Raw genomic sequence first — 18,739 nt, 5'->3', positions numbered from 1 at the left:
CAGAGAATACCGATCTAATAAAAAAACAGGTGCAGCCCGCGCTGCACCTGTTTTTTATTCATGAATCGCATCAAAATGTTTCACCGTTATATTTTTGAATGAGGCTGTGCCGCCGTCAGAATAAAGAGTAATGCCTTTATCGTCAGGTCTCGGGAACACTTGATTTGAAAAAACGGTTTTCCCGTCGCCGACAAATACCTCTACCGTTGTTTTATCGACGAGAATTTTCAAATGCGCCTTTTGTTTGCTTACATCGTAAGGAGCCTTGCTTTCGACATAGGTATTGCTTTTGTCAGGCTGATTTGTGGCCGCTCTGTTGACATACGCATAGCCGCCTTCGGCGAAAATGCCGACATCAATGTGGCGCTTTTGATCTTCCGACTCTCTCAGTCTGACGCCTGCATTTTTCAGCTCTGACCAAGAGAGATCCATATCAAGCTGGTACGTATCACCTGTGACGGACAGTGTTTTTAATCCGCTCACATCCTGATCCTCTATTTCGTCAGTTGAAACGGTCAGCTGATCCAAAGCTTCAATCGGCTGTGAGACGAGGCTGTAGGTGCCGTCCTGCTCCTGCAGCCGGAGTTCGCGTATGACTGAATCTGTGCCGTTAAAGCCGTTCTTCATTGTCGGTGTGTTGTTGGCGTAATCCCAATTGTTCATCCAGGCAAGCGCATACCGCTTTTCTAATGGATCTGTGCTTTTGCCGTCTTCGAACGTCACGCCCCCGTACCAGTCAAAGCCGTGGTCAAGCCATTGGGCTTCGGTCTGATCCGCTGTAAATTCTTTTCCGTCGAAGCTTCCGGTCCAGTAGGCGTACGTATTTGGTTTGCCCCAAGGTTTGCCGTTCGCGCTGGCACCGAGAACCCACTTATTCGTTCCGTCACTTGCCCGCATCATGTAGAGGTCAGGACATTCCACAATTCCCGCTTGTTCCGTGAAGAATCCGCTTGTGTAATGCCAGTCCTTGAGATTATCGGATTCATAAAAGCCGATTTTTGTTCCTTCAGCCATAACCATTACCCATTTGTTATCCTGGTCATCCCATATGACTTTCGGGTCTCTGAAATCCTTTGTGCCCGGATTAGGCATAACAGGGTTATGACTGTAGGACTTGAATGATTTTCCTTTGTCTGTGCTGTACCACAAATGTTGCTCCTGCTTTTTGTCTTTGGCTGAAGGCTGTGTCACAATCGCAACAAGTGCATTTTTTCCGAATCCGGCTGTGTTTTCTTTATCCATCACGACAGAACCGGTCCAAATGTCACCGTCTGGGTTTGTATATTTCGGGATAGCCACGCCTTCATCGGTCCAGTGCACCAAATCCTCTGAAACGGCATGGCGCCATTCTGTGCCGTTGCCTTTTGGATAATCTTGGTTATAAAGATAGAAATAATGATACTTCCCATCAAAATAGAGCGGTTTTTGGGGATCATTTTTCCATTTGTCGGGTGCCGTAAAGTGATATGCAGCCCGGTAGTCTGGCTTATGTGTTGGTTTTGTTTTTTTGACTGGTTCTTCGTTTGGCAATAAATCGATAAACAGCAGTATTCCTGCAAAGATGAGAAATACGGTTAGCCATTTGCCTGCTTTTTTATAATTCATAGGGGATTCACCTTTATGATGTTGATAAGAAATAAAAGAAAATGCCAATAGGATATCGGCATTTTCTTTTGCGTTTTTATTTGTTAACTGTTAATTGTCCTTGTTCAAGGATGCTGTCTTTTACAACAGATGTTTTCTTGCCTTTGATGTTTAACAGGAAGCTTGGCGCAAACGTTGCTTGTCTGTCAGCAAAGAAGCCTCTGTTTGTCATGTAGCTTGTAATCACGACATTGTTTCCTTTAGCTTGAGGCACAGCGAAGTGTGAATAAGTAAAGGTCACATCGTTAGGATCAAGATCCATTTTTAGCACGAGGCCTGTTTTGTTCAGCGGCTTGTATGGGCCAGTTAAGGAATCAGAAACATAACCAAGCATGTAAATGTCGTTAGATGTGATGCCGTCGATCGTCATTTTTGATCCGCGAGAGTCAGTGAACAGATACCATTTGCCATTCATTTTAAAGACGTTCGCGCGTTCGATTTCATCTGTAACTGTGTTAGATGCAATTAGCGGTTTCATCACTTTTTTCAGTGTGTAGTCATCGTTTAGCTCAATGATACCGAGTGCGCCATTTGCTAATTCAGCTGTGCGTTTTTTATCGCTTTGCAGAAGTTTTTGACTTTCTTGACGGAAGAATGATGTGCTTTTGCCATAGTATGCTTTGTTAAATAAAGATTCTTCGCCTTGGTAGCCATCTTCAGTTCCAGTGTTTGCTTCAAATACTAAGTATTTGCGGCCTTTATCTTCTACGTAGTGAGGATCTCTCAGCGTATGGTTATCGCCTGAGCTGTAGTTACCTTCATCGATAAACTGCTGTACATTTTGATACGTTTTGCCGTCACCGTCAAAGATTGATTTATAATCCTCTACACCGTTGATGTTCAAAGAGCTGTCTGTTGTTGATACGTTAACCTGTGCAGTTGTCAGTGTTTGTTTACCGTAATGTTTACCCGAGAAATCAGTGTAGAATAAACGGATTTTTCCGTCAGATGTAAATGTAGCTGACCCAGACCATTCTTGTGTTTGGTCTTTTAGGATAGAATCATTTGCATCGAATTTGTCGCTGTCTTTAAAGACGCGTCCAGCGTTTTTCCAGCTGTCAATAGACGTTTCGCCGACTTTTTGATAGAACATGTAAATGGATGTGTCATCCGCATTTTTAGGGTCTCCGGCTAATGCAAAGACGATGTGGTAGCCGTGATAGTTCGCGACTGTGCCGTCAGCGTTTTGCAATGGCCAGCTGTCCCAAACGTCCAGACCTTTTGCAGAAGAGATATTTTTAATTGTGGATGAATCGAATTCAGGCACCTGATATTTTTCATTTTTTTGCTGTTCAGGGATTTGCAGCATATCATGGCGGGTAATATGGGAAATGCCGTAAGTTTCCTTATACGGTTTTTGATTTGTTTCTTTCGCAAACGCTTGAGTCGCGCCTCCTGCCAGCAGTGCAGTAGTAAAGGTTAATACTGTTGCTTGTTTTGCAAACTTTTTGATGTTCATCGTTCATGTCTCCTTTTTTATGTACTGTGTTAGCGGTCTGCTTCGTCCAGCCCTCCTGTTTGAAGATGGCAAGTCAGTTACGCACAATAAAAAAAGACCTAAAATATGTAAGGGGTGACGCCAAAGAATACACTTTGCCCTTTACACATTTTAGGTCTTGCCTGCTTTATCAGTAACAAACCTGCGTGATTTACTTTTCGACATCATTCTATTAGACTCTCGTTTGGATTGCAACTGGTCTATTTTCCTCTTTTGTTTGATAGAAAATCATAAAAGGATTTAAAAATTACAGGTCTAAAGAACTAATACAGATGGCTATTTCTTTTCATTCTCTGTATTTTTTATAACGCCTGATGCATGGGCATAAAGTTACCTTTTGAGTAATGATTCAGAAAATGATCATCCAGGGTGAACCATGCCTTGAAATTCATCTTGGATCAAAAGCAGTAATTCGTTTTGGGAACTTGCTGCTGTCATTTCTATTGAGCACAGTCGGGCAGATCCCGTTTCAATGTCAGTAACGACCAATATAATAATGTATTGCCAGCCAACAAATGATAGAAGTGAAAGATTTTTAAGGAGGAAAAAGTCATACCGCCACGGCCATCAAAATGGATTAAGAGGAACGATCGACCGGAACCTCTTTTATCACCAAGTGTCATGCAAGGCAGAAATGGAAACACCCCAACCTCTCAACAAAACCAGTCCTTCGCACCAATTACTAACCAGCCTATTTCTGCTTTCAGAGCCACGAGCAATATGAATTTGTCAGTGGCTGCAAATGCAGCTAGCGGAGTCTTATTTCAAAATGAGCAATTTGATTTGGCGAATGAATATAACCCCGACACATCTACATTTTCACCGAGAACAGCAGGCGTATATTCTCTTAATGCATCAGTTGAGTTTCAAGCGAATGCGAATGTTGACTTCAACTTAGAAGTCGTATTTCTCGTGAATCAAGATGTGGTAGGCGGAAATAATGAAACTCAAGCAGGTAATCTCCCGGCAGTCGTAGCCATTACGGAAATTCTTCAGTTAAACGCAGGAGATACGGTGACAGTTGCAATGAGAAGTACTGCCGCCGGAACAATTCAAGCGACTACGAGAACTCGTTTTGCAGCCGCTAGAGTTCCTTCTCTGACTTCGTAAAAAGGGGATATTTGATTCATGTAAATCTAAGCCGCTATATTAAAGTTGATTTTTCCTGTTTGAGGAATGATCAACTTTTTTGTTATTTTCAAAATATTTGAAACGTTAATAGCTTAGTAACGTACAGAGATATGGGAGGTGGAAGAATGAAGCAGACTAAAAGGAAGCATCTCAAGACGTTATTTGAGCCATTAGGCGAAAAACATCAGTTCAACGGGACGGTTCTGGCTGCGGAGGATGGCGATATCTTATATCATCACTCTTTCGGTTATGCGGAACTGAAGGAAAAACGCCCCTTGCAAACAAACTCTTTGTTTGAGTTAGCGTCTCTGTCAAAGCCTTTTACAGCTTTGGGAATCATATTGCTGAAGGAGAAGGGGATTCTTGGGTATGAAGACAAAGTGGAGCGCTGGCTGCCGGATTTTCCGTATCAGGGTGTAACGGTTAAGCATTTATTGAACCATACGTCAGGGCTTCCTGATTATATGGGATGGTTTTTTACCAATTGGGATCCACACAAGATTGCGGTGAATCAGGATATTGTGGATATGCTGATGAATGAGGGGCTGCCTGGTTATTTTGAGCCGAATGAAGGCTGGCTGTACAGCAATACGGGGTATGTGCTGCTGGCGGTTATCATTGAAAAAGCCTCCGGCATGAGCTATGCGGATTATATGAAAACATATATTTTTTCACCGGCCGGCATGAATGAAACGAGAGTGTATAATCGGAGGCTTCGGCCTGAGCGGATGGATCATTATGCATATGGATATGTGTATGATGTACATTCCGAAACGTACGTCCTACCTGATGATCTTGAGGAAACGAACTACGTTGTGTACCTCGATGGCATACAGGGAGACGGTACAGTTAACTCTGTCACAAGTGATTTGTTTCGATTTGATCAGGCTTTATATCAGGACAAATTGATCAGCGATGCTTCTAAGGAAGCCGCGTTCTCTCCTGTACAGCTGAACAATGGGGAAACAATCGATTACGGTTTTGGCTGGGTGCTGGAAAACAGTCCTGAAAAGGGACGGATCGTCAGCCACAGCGGAGGATGGCCCGGCTATTCGACGACGATGATCCGATATATCGATCATCGTAAAACGATGATTTATTTGAGCAATAAGGAAGAGGATGCTGAATATGAACAAGCAATTCTGCAAGCGGCGGAAAATATTTTATTTGGCCAGCCATATAAAATTCCGGAACGTCCTGCTGATAAAAAGAAAAAAGATATTGATCCGGCGATATACAGCCGCTATGTGGGAAGCTACGCTTTTCAGGACGGAACGGCTGCACGGGTGACAGCTGAGAATGAACGGCTTTATTTGGAGATCACCGGACAGCTGAAACTGGAATTGTTTCCTTCCTCGGAAACCCGTTTCTTTCTGAGATCATTATCTGTTGAAGTCGAATTTATGTTAGGTGATGATGCTGTGAAAAGCTTTATCCTCTATGAGGATGGCTCAGAAGAAGAAGCGGTCCGCACGATTTAGAAAGGAATGAATTTGATGATCGGAATATTAGCCGGAATGGGGCCAAAATCGACCTCGCCGTTTATTGATAAGGTAATTGATTACTGTCAGAAGCTGTATGGGGCTTCAAACGATATTGACTATCCGCACATGATGATCTATTCATGTCCGACACCCTTCTATGCAGATCGTCCCGTAGACCATGATGAGATGAAAAGAGCGATTATTGATGGAGCGGTAAAGCTCGAGAAAACAGGCGTTAATTTCATTGCTCTGCCTTGTAATACGGCACATGTCTACTATGAAGAGATTCAGCAGGCATTGTCGGTTCCTTTGTTGCATATCATTGAGGAAACGATAAAAGAAATTCCGCATCCTGCAAAAAAAGCGGTGGTTTTAGGAACAGAACCAACCATCCAATCCGCCATCTACCAAAAAGGGCTGGAGGCAAATGGACAAGAAGTTGTTCACAAGGACCATTGGCAGCAGGCTGTGAACCAGCTCATTGCCGGAATCAAACAACCGAATCATATACAATATACACAAGCATTGTGGCAGAAGCTATATGAAGAAATCAGTCAGCATGCAGACCTCATTATTTCAGCCTGTACGGATTTAAATGCGGTGTTAGATCATATTCAAAGTGAGATTCCGATTATCGATTCCTCTGACTGTCTTGCAAAAAGCACCGTCAGCACATATCTTGCCTATCAAAGCTAACAAGGACTGTCTACAAACAGTCCTTGTTTTTTTATGCTCCTATTGTTTGACAGCTACATGCAATAGTGTTAAAGTAAACATGTAAATAGTTACATGATTTTTTCTGAAGGTGAGGTGGTGCCTATGAAGAAGCCGGTTTTAAAACCATTCGCATCTTTAGAAATTAAGGTTGATCCGCCTATTACCATTGGTGAGACAGGCCTGGGACTGAGACGATTGATTCCGATTCGTTCGGGAACAATAACCGGAGAAGTAAAGGGACGTATTTTGCCGGGCGGTGCCGATTCACAAATCATTCGCGCTGACGGCAGAACAGATTTATCTGCCAGGTATGTAATCGAAACAGCAGATCATGAACTGATTTACATTGAAAACAATGGAATGAGGCAAGTCAGCGAGCCGTTTCGAAAACAAGCCGCGGCCGGGGAAATCATTGATCCGGAGCATGTTTATTTCCGTACGGTGCCGACATTTGAAGCAGGCAGTGAAGCCTATCAATGGCTGCATGACCGCTTGTTTATCGGTTCCGCAGAAAGAACCTCTGATTACGTTCGACTAGACATTTATGAAGTACAGTAAAGACTAAGGAGAGTGTGAAAGATGGAAAACTTTATCGGAAGCCACATGATTTATACTTATGAAAACGGATGGGAATACGAGATCTATATTAAAAACGACCATACAATCGATTATAGAATTCATAGCGGAATGGTTGCCGGACGCTGGGTTCGGGATCAGGAAGTCAATATTGTCAAACTGACAGAAGGCGTATATAAAGTATCTTGGACAGAGCCGACAGGCACAGATGTTTCATTAAACTTTATGCCGAATGAAAAACGCATGCACGGGATTATTTTCTTCCCGAAATGGGTGCATGAACATCCTGAAATTACGGTCTGCTATCAAAATGACCACATTGATCTGATGAAAGAATCCCGCGAAAAATATGAAACGTATCCAAAATACGTTGTACCTGAATTTGCGGAAATTACATTTCTGAAAAACGAGGGTGCCGACAATGAAGAAGTGATTTCGAAAGCTCCTTATGAAGGAATGACAGACGATATTCGCGCGGGAAAATTGTAAAAAACAGAAAAAACCCGGGATAAAGAGAATTACTTCTCTTTCCCGGGTTTTCTTTTTGCTGAATATGCGGGAACCATCACAATTCCTGCGAAAAACAGAATGATTCCAGTCCAGCGCATGAGCTGATAATAGGTTGTGTCCCGTAAAAATACAACTGCAGACAAAATGATGATACAAGCTGCCACAACGATGACAGCGCCAATGTAGCCTGTTTTCCCCATGGTTATTCTCCTTTTGAAGGGAATAGTTTTTGCCTTTTTTCAGATTCAGGATCGTTTTCGATCGAAATCTCTGATTCTAAAATCAGCGTCTCTCTCGTTTCTTCATGATACGCCGGCCATTTTACATCTTCAGTGCTTGGGTTTCCTGTTTTGGCGAACGTGGTCCATGCTGATTGTACGGTGTGAGAAAGCTGTTTCACCTCATCCGTAACCTCCGCTTTTGCCATTCGTTCTAACCCGTCCAGATTTCCGAAAACAAAAGGAAGCTCTAATGCGTGAAACGCTTTATTGTACGGCGGTTTATCCGAATGCCAATCGAATCGGTACATCCAAACAGGCGCGTAATGGGACTGGGCGGAGGCACAGGCGACGGCCGGGCGCCAAAATAATAAATCAGTCATCATATGAATTTGGCTTTCAAGAGAACGTGGATACAGATCGGCAGCTTTCTTGGCCAGTGGCTGCCCTAATAAATACTCAAGCGCAGCATCAAACGTTTCCTGAGAATGAACGTCTGAGTCCGGGGTGAAAAATAAATATCCTTCATCACGGTTTGTTCCGATTAACAGCGGAATGCCGGCAGCAGTGCCTTCTGCGATCGCTTTTTCTGGTTCAGCAGGCAGCGTTTTCGGATCAAGAACAGGCTGGAAGAGCAGCTGAAAGAGATTTTCATTTTCTGCTTTCCGAAGCTGATCTGCCGCATTAAGCAAATCTTCCGCAGATACAGTATGCAATCTGTCCAATTGGCTCTCGGAAATCCCAAGGACCTGTAAAAAGGCTGCCGCGGTGCTTGCCGCTTTTTCCTTCGTCATCGTTCGGGAAGCGCCGCTTTCCATGATCGCTTTCTGGAAAAGGCCTTTTGCCGCAGGCATAGCGAGCAGTGCGGCAATGCTCATGCCGCCTGCGGATTCTCCAAATACCGTTACGTTATCTGGATCACCGCCAAACGCAGAGATATTGTCTCGCACCCATTTCAGTGCGGCGGCTTGGTCCAGCAGGCCAAGGTTATCGGAATACGCCTCATCAAACGAAGACAAATGTAAAAATCCAAATGGCCCCAGACGATAATTCAGTGTAACGACAATGACTTCTCCCTGTGCCGCAAGTCTTGACCCATCATATAATGGCTCACTGCCCGCGCCGAGATAAAAAGCGCCGCCGTGAATCCACACCATGACAGGCAAGTTTTGACTCGGAGTGTCAGGCGCAAATACATTGACATACAGGCAATCCTCGGACTGCTGGGGAAGCTCGGCATATGAAAGTGACAGCAAATCAGGCGGCTGCGGGCAAATCGGGCCGTACGCTGTTGCATCCAGTATGTCCTCCCACACTTCAGGGGGCTCCGGTGCTTTAAAACGCAATTGTCCGATAGGCGGCTTTGCATAAGGAATGCCTTTCCATATATGTACGCCGTTTTCTGTTGTGCCTTTTACTTTGCCGTAATGAGTCGTTACTGTTTTATGTGTCATCGCTTTCTCTCCCTTTTTCCCCCATTATAAACAGATTTACCCTGCGGATGCGAATGTAAGCCCTTAGCCAATATTCATCTTCCCATCGTTTTGAAAAAGGATTTGACTTCCTGGACGGTCAAACCGATTTCTCTTGCTTCCGCCATCAGCGCTTTCCATTCTTCTATATTGGATTCTGTCAGTCTACGGTTGCGGTAGGATGCGGTTTCGGGCTGTTCTTTCTTCAGTCTGTTCGTAAAAGTGAACAGCTCTTCCTTTTCCATTCCGGCTTGTACGGCTTGCACAAGGTGTACGCGCCATTCTTCTTCACCGCCGCTGATTTTTTCATACATCATTGTTTCTGCGTCGAATAATTCTGTTAATTCTACATCCAGTGTGGCGGAAACTTTTTTTAAAAATTGAACGGACGGATTCGTATGAACGCCTCTTTCAATCTTGCTTAAATAGGATTTAGATACACCTGACTCAACAGCCAGCTGATTTATAGAATAGCCTTTTCTTTTACGGTACAAACGGATAATTCTTCCAATCATGATATGTAATTCTCCTCTATTCCTGTCATTATTTCGTTCATTATAAGGAATTATTCGTTCTTTATAAAATTTAAAATAATAAGGGAAGTGCAGTAAATAAGAGGAAAATCATGATTTTGTTCTCTAAAGAGAACCTATTGGCTTATTTTGCAATTTTTAAATAATAAAGTTTTCTTTTATAATCCAATCATTAACAGAAAGGGGCGCGGGAAGCCTGAAGGCTATGAATACATGAATGAGAATATGAGTTTTAAAGAATTATATGCGATTGTCAGACACAGATTCGTGCTGATTCTGCTCATCACAATCGGCGTCACCCTTATTACGGGGGTTGTGCAATTTAAGGTTATTTCCCCGACCTATCAGGCGTCGACGCAAGTGCTGGTTCATGAATCAGACGGTGAAGAAAACTCGAATCTCAGTGACATCCAGCGAAATCTTCAGTACAGCAGCACGTTCCAATCGATTATGAAAAGCACTGCCTTGATGGAAGAGGTCAAGGCGGAATTGCATCTTTCTGAATCGGCTTCCTCGCTGAAAGGAAAAGTGATTACCAGCAGTGAAAATGAATCAGAAATTATCACCGTTGCCGTCCAGGATCATGATCCGGCGAAAGCGGCTGAGATTGCGAACACATTAGTGAATAAGTTTGAAAAAGAAGTAGATGAAAGAATGAATGTACAAGGCGTACATATTTTATCAGAGGCGAAGGCTTCGGAAAGCCCGATGATCAAGCCAGCCCGGCTGCGAAATATGGTCATGGCTTTTGGCGCTGCTGTCATGGGCGGCATTACACTGGCATTTTTTCTGCATTTTCTCGATGATTCGTGCAAAAGCGCACGTCAGCTCAGCGAGAGAACAGGATTGCCATGCTTAGGCTCCGTCCCTGATGTCCAAAAAGGGCGGAATCGCGGGATAAAACATTTCGGGGAGTGAAGCGAGTGATCTTTAGAAGAAAGAAAGCAAGGCGAGGTTTGGCTCAAATATCCGTTTTACACAATAAATCAATTGTTGCGGAACAATATCGCACCATTCGGACAAACATTGAGTTTTCATCCGTCCAGACCAACTTGCGGTCTATCCTCGTCACCTCCTCTGTGCCTGGTGAAGGAAAATCGTTCAGTGCAGCGAATCTTGCGGCTGTCTTTGCGCAGCAGCAGGAAAAGAAAGTGCTGCTGGTGGATGCCGATTTAAGAAAGCCGACCATCCATCAGACGTTCCAAGTTGAGAATGTAACCGGGCTGACAAATGTGCTGGTCGGTAATGCTTCACTCAGTGAGACGGTGCAAAAGACACCGATCGATAACTTATATGTGCTGACAAGCGGACCGACCCCCCCGAATCCGGCTGAACTGCTGTCTTCAAAAGCAATGGGAGATTTAATCTCGGACATCTATGAACAATTCAGCCTCGTCATCTTTGATTCCCCTCCGCTTTTGGCTGTTGCAGATGCTCAGATTTTAGCAAATCAGACAGACGGCAGCGTGCTCGTCGTCTTAAGCGGAAAAACGAAAACCGATACCGTCCTGAAAGCGAAGGATGCCCTGGAACAATCAAATGCAAAGCTGTTAGGCGCACTTTTAAACAAAAAGAAAATGAAAAAATCGGAACACTATTCCTACTAAATGGATTGTAAAGGTGATGTCTCCTGACCTGTATCAATGGAGGCACTCGGCTCTGCTGTGGGCAGCTGATATTGCTGCCTTAGATGCTGGTCGTCGCTGGCGGGGCGTGAGGACGGGTTAAATGCCCACTTATTTGATATATACATAGGACGTGTTGTCGGTTTAGCTGCTGCCGATGTTTTTGAGGACGAAAACCGTCGCAGCTAAACCGATAAAAGAATTAGGGGGGAAAAGGTTGAGTTACCGGAGAAGACTGTCAATGATTATTGCGCTGGATACTTATCTCGTTTTAAATTCAGTTATTGCAGGATATCAATTTTTAAAAGATTCCTATCAATTTTATGACTCCGGAGCATTATTGCTTACCGCTGTCAGCTTGCTCCTCAGCTATCATGTATGTGCTTTCCTGTTCCGTCAGTATAAACAGGTGTGGACATACACCGGACTCGGCGAGCTGATCGTCCTGCTTAAGGGCATTACTCTTTCAGCCGCTGTGACCGGCGTCATACAGTATGCTGTATATCATACGATGTTCTTCCGTCTGTTAACTGCGTGCTGGGTGCTTCAGCTTTTGTCTATCGGAGGAACCCGTGTTTTGTCCAGAGTGTTAAAAGAAAGCATCAGAAAAAACCGCAGCGCCTCGTCCCGCGCCCTGATTATCGGGGCGGGCTCAGGAGGGACTTTGATGGTCAGGCAGCTGCTTTCAAAAGATGATCCTGACATCATACCTGTCGCTTTTATTGATGACGACCAAACGAAGCATAAATTAGAAATTATGGGGCTTCCCGTGATCGGCGGAAAAGAAAGTATCATGCCTGCGGTGCAAAAGCTCAAAATTAACTATATTATTATTGCCATTCCTTCACTCCGCACCCATGAGCTTCAGGTGTTATATAAAGAATGTGTGCGAACTGGAGTAAACATCAAAATTATGCCTCATTTTGATGAAATGCTGCTTGGCACACGAACTGCCGGGCAAATCAGAGATGTAAAAGCTGAGGATTTGCTTGGCAGAAAGCCGGTGACCCTCGACACAAGCGAAATTTCGAACCGCATCAAAGGAAAAACAGTTCTTGTCACAGGAGCGGGCGGATCAATCGGCTCGGAAATCTGCCGGCAGATCAGCACGTTTCAGCCTAAGGAAATTATTCTGCTCGGCCATGGAGAAAACAGCATTCATTCAATTTATACAGAGCTGAACGGACGGTTCGGCAAACAGATTGTGTTCCATACGGAAATTGCGGATGTGCAGGACCGCGATAAAATGTTTACCTTGATGAAAAAATACGAGCCGCACGTTGTCTACCATGCAGCTGCCCATAAGCATGTGCCTTTAATGGAACACAATCCTGAAGAGGCTGTCAAAAACAACATCATCGGAACAAAAAATGTCGCGGAAGCAGCCGATATGTCGGGGACAGAAACGTTCGTGCTGATTTCATCGGACAAAGCGGTGAACCCGGCCAATGTAATGGGGGCGACAAAACGTTTCGCCGAAATGATTATTATGAATCTTGGAAAAGCCAGCAGCACCAAATTTGTCGCTGTCCGCTTCGGCAATGTGCTCGGGAGCCGCGGCAGCGTCATTCCGATTTTCAAAAAACAGATTGAAAAAGGCGGACCGGTGACGGTGACACATCCAGCGATGACCCGCTATTTCATGACGATTCCCGAGGCCTCAAGGCTTGTCATTCAGGCCGGGGCACTGGCGAAGGGGCGTCAGATTTTCGTTCTCGATATGGGAGAGCCCGTAAAAATTGTGGATCTTGCCAAAAACCTCATTCATTTGTCCGGCTACACGACTGAGCAGATTCCAATCGAATTCACAGGCATTCGTCCCGGTGAAAAAATGTATGAGGAATTGCTGAATAAAAATGAAGTGCATGCTGAACAAATCTTTCCGAAAATCCATATCGGCAAAGCGGTGGACGGCGATTGGCCAGTGCTGATGCGCTTTATCGAGGATTTTAATGAGCTGCCGGAAGCCGATATGAGAGCGAGGCTGTTTGCGGCGATCAATACATCAGACAAAATGACGGCTGCCAGTGTTCATTAGGGGGAGTGAAGATGACGAAAAAGATCTTGTTTTGCGCGACTGTTGATTATCATTTTAAGGCCTTTCACCTCCCTTACTTTAAATGGTTTAAACGAATGGGCTGGGAGGTTCATGTCGCCGCGAGCGGACAAACCAAGCTTCCGTATGTGGATGAGAAATTCTCCATCCCGATTCGCAGATCACCCTTTCATCCTCAGAATCTGGCCGTTTACAGACAGCTGAAGGACGTGATCGACACCAATCAATATGACATTGTCCATTGCCATACGCCGGTCGGCGGCGTGCTCGCCAGACTAGCGGCGAGGCAGGCAAGGCGGCACGGAACAAAGGTGCTGTACACAGCGCACGGCTTTCACTTCTGCAGCGGAGCGCCGATAAAAAATTGGCTTCTTTACTATCCGGTTGAGAAATGGCTTTCGGCATATACCGACTGCCTGATCACGATCAATGAAGAGGATTACACTCGGGCAAAAGGACTTCAAAGGCAAGGCGGCATGACGCAGAAAATTCACGGCATCGGCGTCAATACCGAGCGGTTCCGGCCTGTCAGCCTGGAAGAACAGCAAAGACTCAGAGAAAAACACGGATTCCGTGAAGACGATTTTATAATGGTTTATCCGGCTGAGCTCAATCTGAACAAAAACCAGAAGCTGTTAATTGAAGCCGCAGCCTTGTTGAAAGAACAAATTCCGTCGCTCCGCCTAGTTTTTGCCGGAGAAGGGGCAATGGAACAAACGTATCGAACGTTGGCTGAAAAGCTTGGCGCTTCCGGCAATGTCCGCTTTTACGGCTTTTGCCGCGACATTCACGAGCTGATTCAACTGGCAGATGTATCTGTCGCATCCAGCATCAGAGAAGGCCTCGGCATGAATGTGCTTGAAGGGATGGCGGCGGAAAAACCGGCGATTGCCACGGATAACCGCGGGCATCGGGAAATCATCCGGGACGGAGAAAACGGTTTTTTGATCAAAATCGGTGACAGTGCCGCTTTTGCCCGCCGGATTGAACAGCTTTACAATCAGCCGGAACTCTGCAGAAGGCTGGGGCAGGAAGGCCGAAAAACAGCCTTGCGCTTTTCGGAAGCGCGAACGGTAGAAGAAATGGCAGATATATATTCCGCGTACATGGAGATAAAGGAGAAAAGCGTATGAACTCAGGACCGAAAGTTTCTGTCATTATGGGCATTTATAATTGTGAACGCACTTTGGCGGAAAGCATTGAATCCATACTCAGCCAATCCTATAAAAATTGGGAGCTGATTATGTGCGATGATGCGTCAACAGACGGCACGCTCCGAATCGCGAAGCAGTATGCCGCTCATTACAGCGACCGCATCAAGCTGATTCAAAACAAAACAAACAAGCGGCTTGCCGCCTCATTAAATCATTGTCTTTCGCATGCGACAGGCGAATATATCGCCCGCCAGGACGGAGACGATCTTTCGTTTCCGCGCCGTCTGGAAAAGCAGGTCGCGTTTTTAGAAAAGCATCGGCATTACCAGGTGGTTGGCACCGGCATGCTTGTATTTGATGAATGTGGCGTAAGGGGCACACGCATCCTGCCTTCTGTTCCAGAGCCGGCCATCATGGCAAAAGGGACCCCGTTTTGCCACGGAACGATTATGATGAGAGCCAGCGCCTACTGCACGCTGAAAGGCTACCGTTCGGTGCGGCGGACGAGACGGATGGAGGATATTGATTTGTGGCTTCGCTTTTTTGAAGAGGGCTTCAGGGGCTACAATCTCCAGGAGGCCTTGTATAAAGTAAGGGAAGACAGCGATGCATTCAAACGGCGGTCATTTACGTATTCCATTGACAATGCCATCCTTGTCTATCAGGCATGTAGGCGCTTGAAGCTTCCTTTATTTGATTACATATATATCGCAAAACCGTTAATCCGCGCGTTTATGCCCCCAGCCGTGATGAATCGCTACCACAAAAATAGAGTGACGAACCAAAAGGAAGGGCTTGTCAAGCATGAGTAGCGGCCAAAAACGCGTGCTCCATGTTCTCAGCGGCATGAACAGGGGCGGCGCGGAAACCATGGTGATGAATTTATATCGGAAAATGGACAGAAGCAAAGTACAATTTGATTTTTTAACGTATCGAAATGATCCGTGCGCTTATGATGAAGAAATTTTATCTTTAGGCGGGCGACTTTTTTATGTCCCGAGCATCGGACAAAGCAATCCCCTTACATTTGTGAGGAATGTGAGAAACACGATAAAAGAAAACGGGCCGTTCAGCGCGGTCCATGCCCACACGGATTTCCAAACGGGCTTTATCGCCCTTGCGGCAAGGCTTGCCGGAGTGCCGGTCAGGGTATGCCATTCCCACAATACGTCGTGGAAAACCGGCTTCAATTGGAAGGATCGCCTGCAACTGATGGTGTTTAGGCGGCTTATCTTGGCGAATGCGACAGCATTGTGCGCCTGCGGAGAGGATGCGGGCAGGTTTTTATTCGGGCAGTCCAACATGGAACGGGAGTGCGTTCATCTCCTTCCGAACGGGATTGATCTTGATTTGTTCGCTCCAAATGGGCAGAGGGCTGATGAAGAAAAAACAACACGCGGCATAGCGGCTGACCGGCTCATTATTGGCCATGTGGCCCGGTTTCATGAAGTGAAAAACCACGCGTTTTTGCTGAAGCTTGCCGCACATCTCAAGGAACGAGGGGTTCGCTTTCAGCTCGTTCTCGCAGGAGACGGGCCGCTGCGCGAGAAAATGGAAGAGGAGGTACGGCGGCTGAATCTGCTTTCAGAGGTCCTTTTTTTAGGCACTGAAGAACGCATTCATGAATTGATGCGCACATTTGATGTGTTTGTCATGCCGTCTCTGTACGAAGGCTTGCCGGTTGTGCTTGTGGAAGCGCAGGCATCGGGGCTTCCATGCATCATTTCAGACAACATTACAGAAAAAGTCGACGCCGGTCTCGGGCTTGTGACGAGATTGAGTCTTTCTGAGCCGATCGGTATCTGGGCTGAAACCATTGCAAGGGCAGCCGCCGCAAGCAGGCCGAAGCGGGAGCTCATCAAAGAAACACTTGCCGAACTCGGCTACGATGCACAGCAAAATGTAGGAGAGCTGCTGAATGTGTACAACATCAGCAGCGGAAAAGGACTATAAACGATGATTGTATATGCCGTCAATATGGGAATTGTATATATTTGGTCTTGGTTCGCTAAAATGTGCGGCGGCCGTGACGATTCGCTCGCTACGGGGTATCGGCCGAATAAGCTTCTGATCTGGATTCCGCTCGCCTCACTTGTGCTCGTGTCGGGTCTCCGCTACAGAGTCGGCACGGATTTTCAGACGTACACGCTGCTGTACGAAATGGCGGGCGATTATCAAAACGTGTGGCAGATATTCGGTTTCGGCACAGCGAAAATGGCGACAGATCCGGGCTTTACCGCACTGCTTTGGCTGATGAATTTCATCACGAAAGATCCCCAAATCATGTATATAACGGTTGCGGCCGTGACCTACAGCTTTATTATGAAGACACTCGCTGACTACGGAAGGCCGTTTGAGCTGAGTGTCTTTTTATTTTTAGGAACCTTCCATTATTACGCGTCTTTTAACGGCATCAGGCAATACATGGTGGCCGCTGCTTTGTTTTGGGCGATCCGTTATATCATCAGCGGGAACTGGAAGCGATATTTTCTGATCGTGCTGATCAGCTCGCTCTTTCATTCCTCGGCGCTGATTATGATTCCAGTGTACTTTATTGTCAGAAGAAAAGCCTGGTCACCGTCAATATTCGGCCTATCCGCTTTATTTCTCGGCATGACGTTTTTATATCAAAAATTTATTTCTGTGTTTGTCGTTGTGCTTGAAAACAGCTCATACAGCCATTATGAAAAATGGCTCATGACAAACACGAACGGAATGAACGTGATCAAAATCGCTGTCTTGGTTCTGCCGCTGTTTCTCGCCTTTTGCTACAGAGCGCGTCTGCGGAAGCTGTGGCCGCAAATCGATATCGTCGTCAATTTGTGCCTGCTCGGGTTTTTGTTCGGGCTTTTGGCCACAAAGGACGTGATCTTTGCCAGATTCAATATCTATTTCGGCCTGTATCAAATGATCTTAGTCCCTTATTTCGTCAGGATCTTTGATGAAAAATCGAATGCCCTTATCTATATCGCTATCGTTGTTTGTTATTTTCTTTACAGTTATTTGCTTATGCCGGTTGATTCGTCCGTTCTGCCCTACAGAACGATTTTTTCCCGGTAATTTATGCAAGAGGAGCCGGTCATTATGGAAACACCTGCGGTTAGTCTGTTAGTCGCTGTTTATAACACAGAAACATATATCAAAACGTGTCTCGAATCATTACGGAATCAGACGGTGGACAATATTGAAATCATCGTCGTCAATGACGGTTCAGCAGACGCCAGCCCGGATATCGCGGAGGAATACGCTAAAAACGACAACAGGTTCAGAGTGATACATCAGGAGAATCAAGGGCTCGGCGCGGTTCGGAATAAAGGCATCGAGGCGGCACGCGGCGAGTTTATCGCGTTTATCGATTCAGATGATTGGATCGAGCCTGATTATTGCGAGCGGATGCTCCAGGCAGCAGGCCATGAAACTGATCTGGTCATTTGCAATTACGCCGCGGAGTTTGAGGACACTGGAAAAACGATGATCTCTGACATTGCGGAAACCTATCAGGGGCAGCCGAAGGAGCACTATATCAAGGCGTTATTCGAAGGGAAGGTCAGAGGGTTTTCATGGAACAAACTGTACAGAAGAAGCATGATTGAAGCACACCGGCTGTCGTTTCCGCTCCGAGGTGAGCTGGAGCATGTCGAGGATCAGTTTTTCAGCTTCCGGGCTCATTTTTTCGCCCGCTCGGTATCCTACGTAAAAGCGTCGCTCTATCATTACCGAATTCACCTTTCCTCCATTGTGCAGCGCTATCAGAAAAAATTGTTTGAATCAGGACTTGCGCTATATGAGGCAAATGCGGCGTTTTTACAGGAGAACAACAAACTGGAGGAGTACCAAAAGGAGCTTGATACTTTTATGGTGCTTCACAGCAGCATCTGTATGCTGAACGAATGGAAAACAAGCGGCAGCCGCAGGCTGCTCGAAAAGCTTAGAAATGTCGGCGTGATTTGCGCGGACCCGGTGTTTCAGGAGAGCCTCTCAAAAACGGGTACTGCGCCTTTTGATGCAAAACGGTCATGCCTGCTTCTGATGGCGAAATACAGAATGATTCCGTTCGTCGCTATGGCGTCAGCCGTGTATCAGCGGGTAATCGAGTACAAAATGAGAAACAGAGGGTGAGG

Annotated in this window: 17 protein-coding genes and 1 pseudogene; 13 read left to right on the top strand and 5 right to left on the bottom strand. The window is 45.7% G+C overall.

Annotation, left to right across the window (positions count from 1 at the left end):
* Positions 1 to 54: 54 nt before the first annotated feature.
* The gene (locus CVV77_RS20225) at positions 55 to 1,605 is read right to left on the bottom strand and encodes a glycoside hydrolase family 32 protein (RefSeq protein WP_100276351.1); all 1,551 of its coding nucleotides are present in this window, start codon (positions 1,603 to 1,605) and stop codon (positions 55 to 57) included.
* 76 nt (positions 1,606 to 1,681) lie between these two features.
* Entirely contained in the window at positions 1,682 to 3,103 is a 1,422-nt protein-coding gene (gene sacB / locus CVV77_RS20220; RefSeq protein WP_100276350.1) for a levansucrase, read from the bottom strand.
* Positions 3,104 to 3,763: 660 nt separating this feature from the next.
* Between sacB and CVV77_RS20215 the strand changes: the two genes are divergently transcribed.
* The 5 genes from CVV77_RS20215 (at position 3,764) to padC (ending at position 7,539) form a co-directional block, all read left to right on the top strand.
* Positions 3,764 to 4,252 (top strand): C1q-like domain-containing protein, encoded by a 489-nt coding sequence (locus CVV77_RS20215; protein WP_225514855.1) that lies wholly within the window; start codon positions 3,764 to 3,766, stop codon positions 4,250 to 4,252.
* 146 nt (positions 4,253 to 4,398) lie between these two features.
* Complete coding sequence (locus CVV77_RS20210) at positions 4,399 to 5,754, top strand: serine hydrolase (RefSeq protein ID WP_100276348.1); 1,356 nt, start codon at positions 4,399 to 4,401, stop codon at positions 5,752 to 5,754.
* Between the two features lie 15 nt (positions 5,755 to 5,769).
* A complete protein-coding gene (locus CVV77_RS20205; RefSeq protein WP_100276347.1) occupies positions 5,770 to 6,453 on the top strand; it encodes an aspartate/glutamate racemase family protein in 684 nt (227 codons plus the stop codon).
* A 123-nt stretch (positions 6,454 to 6,576) separates the two neighbouring features.
* Positions 6,577 to 7,032, top strand: a complete 456-nt coding sequence (locus tag CVV77_RS20200) for a DUF3237 domain-containing protein (RefSeq protein WP_100276346.1) — start codon at positions 6,577 to 6,579, stop codon at positions 7,030 to 7,032.
* Between the two features lie 21 nt (positions 7,033 to 7,053).
* Complete coding sequence (padC, locus tag CVV77_RS20195; RefSeq protein ID WP_003235304.1) at positions 7,054 to 7,539, top strand: phenolic acid decarboxylase; 486 nt, start codon at positions 7,054 to 7,056, stop codon at positions 7,537 to 7,539.
* Positions 7,540 to 7,568: 29 nt separating this feature from the next.
* Here the strand turns inward: padC and CVV77_RS20190 are convergent, their stop codons facing one another.
* From CVV77_RS20190 to slrR, 3 genes are all read right to left on the bottom strand, one after another.
* Positions 7,569 to 7,760, bottom strand: coding sequence for a hypothetical protein (locus CVV77_RS20190; RefSeq protein ID WP_019259534.1), 192 nt, complete (start codon positions 7,758 to 7,760; stop codon positions 7,569 to 7,571).
* Positions 7,761 to 7,762: 2 nt separating this feature from the next.
* Entirely contained in the window at positions 7,763 to 9,232 is a 1,470-nt protein-coding gene (gene pnbA, locus CVV77_RS20185; protein ID WP_100276345.1) for a para-nitrobenzyl esterase, read from the bottom strand.
* A gap of 74 nt (positions 9,233 to 9,306) precedes the next feature.
* Positions 9,307 to 9,765, bottom strand: coding sequence for an HTH-type transcriptional regulator SlrR (gene slrR, locus CVV77_RS20180; RefSeq protein WP_100276344.1), 459 nt, complete (start codon positions 9,763 to 9,765; stop codon positions 9,307 to 9,309).
* 231 nt (positions 9,766 to 9,996) lie between these two features.
* Here slrR and CVV77_RS20175 point away from each other — a divergent pair, with 231 nt between their 5' ends.
* The 8 genes and pseudogenes from CVV77_RS20175 to CVV77_RS20140 all read left to right on the top strand — a co-directional run bounded on the left by CVV77_RS20175 (position 9,997) and on the right by CVV77_RS20140 (position 18,737).
* A complete protein-coding gene (locus CVV77_RS20175; protein ID WP_060400063.1) occupies positions 9,997 to 10,701 on the top strand; it encodes a YveK family protein in 705 nt (234 codons plus the stop codon).
* Between the two features lie 5 nt (positions 10,702 to 10,706).
* Positions 10,707 to 11,390, top strand: coding sequence for a protein tyrosine kinase EpsB (epsB, locus tag CVV77_RS20170; protein ID WP_100276343.1), 684 nt, complete (start codon positions 10,707 to 10,709; stop codon positions 11,388 to 11,390).
* Between the two features lie 235 nt (positions 11,391 to 11,625).
* Positions 11,626 to 13,446 (top strand): polysaccharide biosynthesis protein, encoded by a 1,821-nt coding sequence (locus CVV77_RS20165; protein ID WP_181280838.1) that lies wholly within the window; start codon positions 11,626 to 11,628, stop codon positions 13,444 to 13,446.
* A gap of 11 nt (positions 13,447 to 13,457) precedes the next feature.
* The gene (locus CVV77_RS20160; protein WP_100276342.1) at positions 13,458 to 14,597 is read left to right on the top strand and encodes a glycosyltransferase family 4 protein; all 1,140 of its coding nucleotides are present in this window, start codon (positions 13,458 to 13,460) and stop codon (positions 14,595 to 14,597) included.
* A complete protein-coding gene (gene epsE, locus CVV77_RS20155) occupies positions 14,594 to 15,430 on the top strand; it encodes a glycosyltransferase EpsE (RefSeq protein WP_100276341.1) in 837 nt (278 codons plus the stop codon). The genes CVV77_RS20160 and epsE overlap by 4 nt, the downstream gene beginning before the upstream one ends.
* Positions 15,423 to 16,578: pseudogene (locus CVV77_RS20150) on the top strand (glycosyltransferase family 1 protein). Before epsE ends, CVV77_RS20150 begins: the two are co-directional and overlap by 8 nt.
* Positions 16,575 to 17,678 carry a biofilm exopolysaccharide biosynthesis protein EpsG gene (epsG, locus tag CVV77_RS20145; protein ID WP_100276339.1) on the top strand — a complete coding sequence of 368 codons (1,104 nt, stop codon included), beginning with the start codon at positions 16,575 to 16,577 and terminating at the stop codon, positions 17,676 to 17,678. The pseudogene CVV77_RS20150 and the gene epsG overlap by 4 nt, the downstream one beginning before the upstream one ends.
* A gap of 24 nt (positions 17,679 to 17,702) precedes the next feature.
* Positions 17,703 to 18,737 (top strand): glycosyltransferase family 2 protein, encoded by a 1,035-nt coding sequence (locus CVV77_RS20140; protein WP_100276338.1) that lies wholly within the window; start codon positions 17,703 to 17,705, stop codon positions 18,735 to 18,737.
* Positions 18,738 to 18,739: the final 2 nt, after the last annotated feature.

The organism is Bacillus sp. SN1 (assembly GCF_002796895.1).
Classification (GTDB): domain Bacteria; phylum Bacillota; class Bacilli; order Bacillales; family Bacillaceae; genus Bacillus; species Bacillus inaquosorum.
This window is presented reverse-complemented; position numbering and strand designations above follow the sequence as displayed.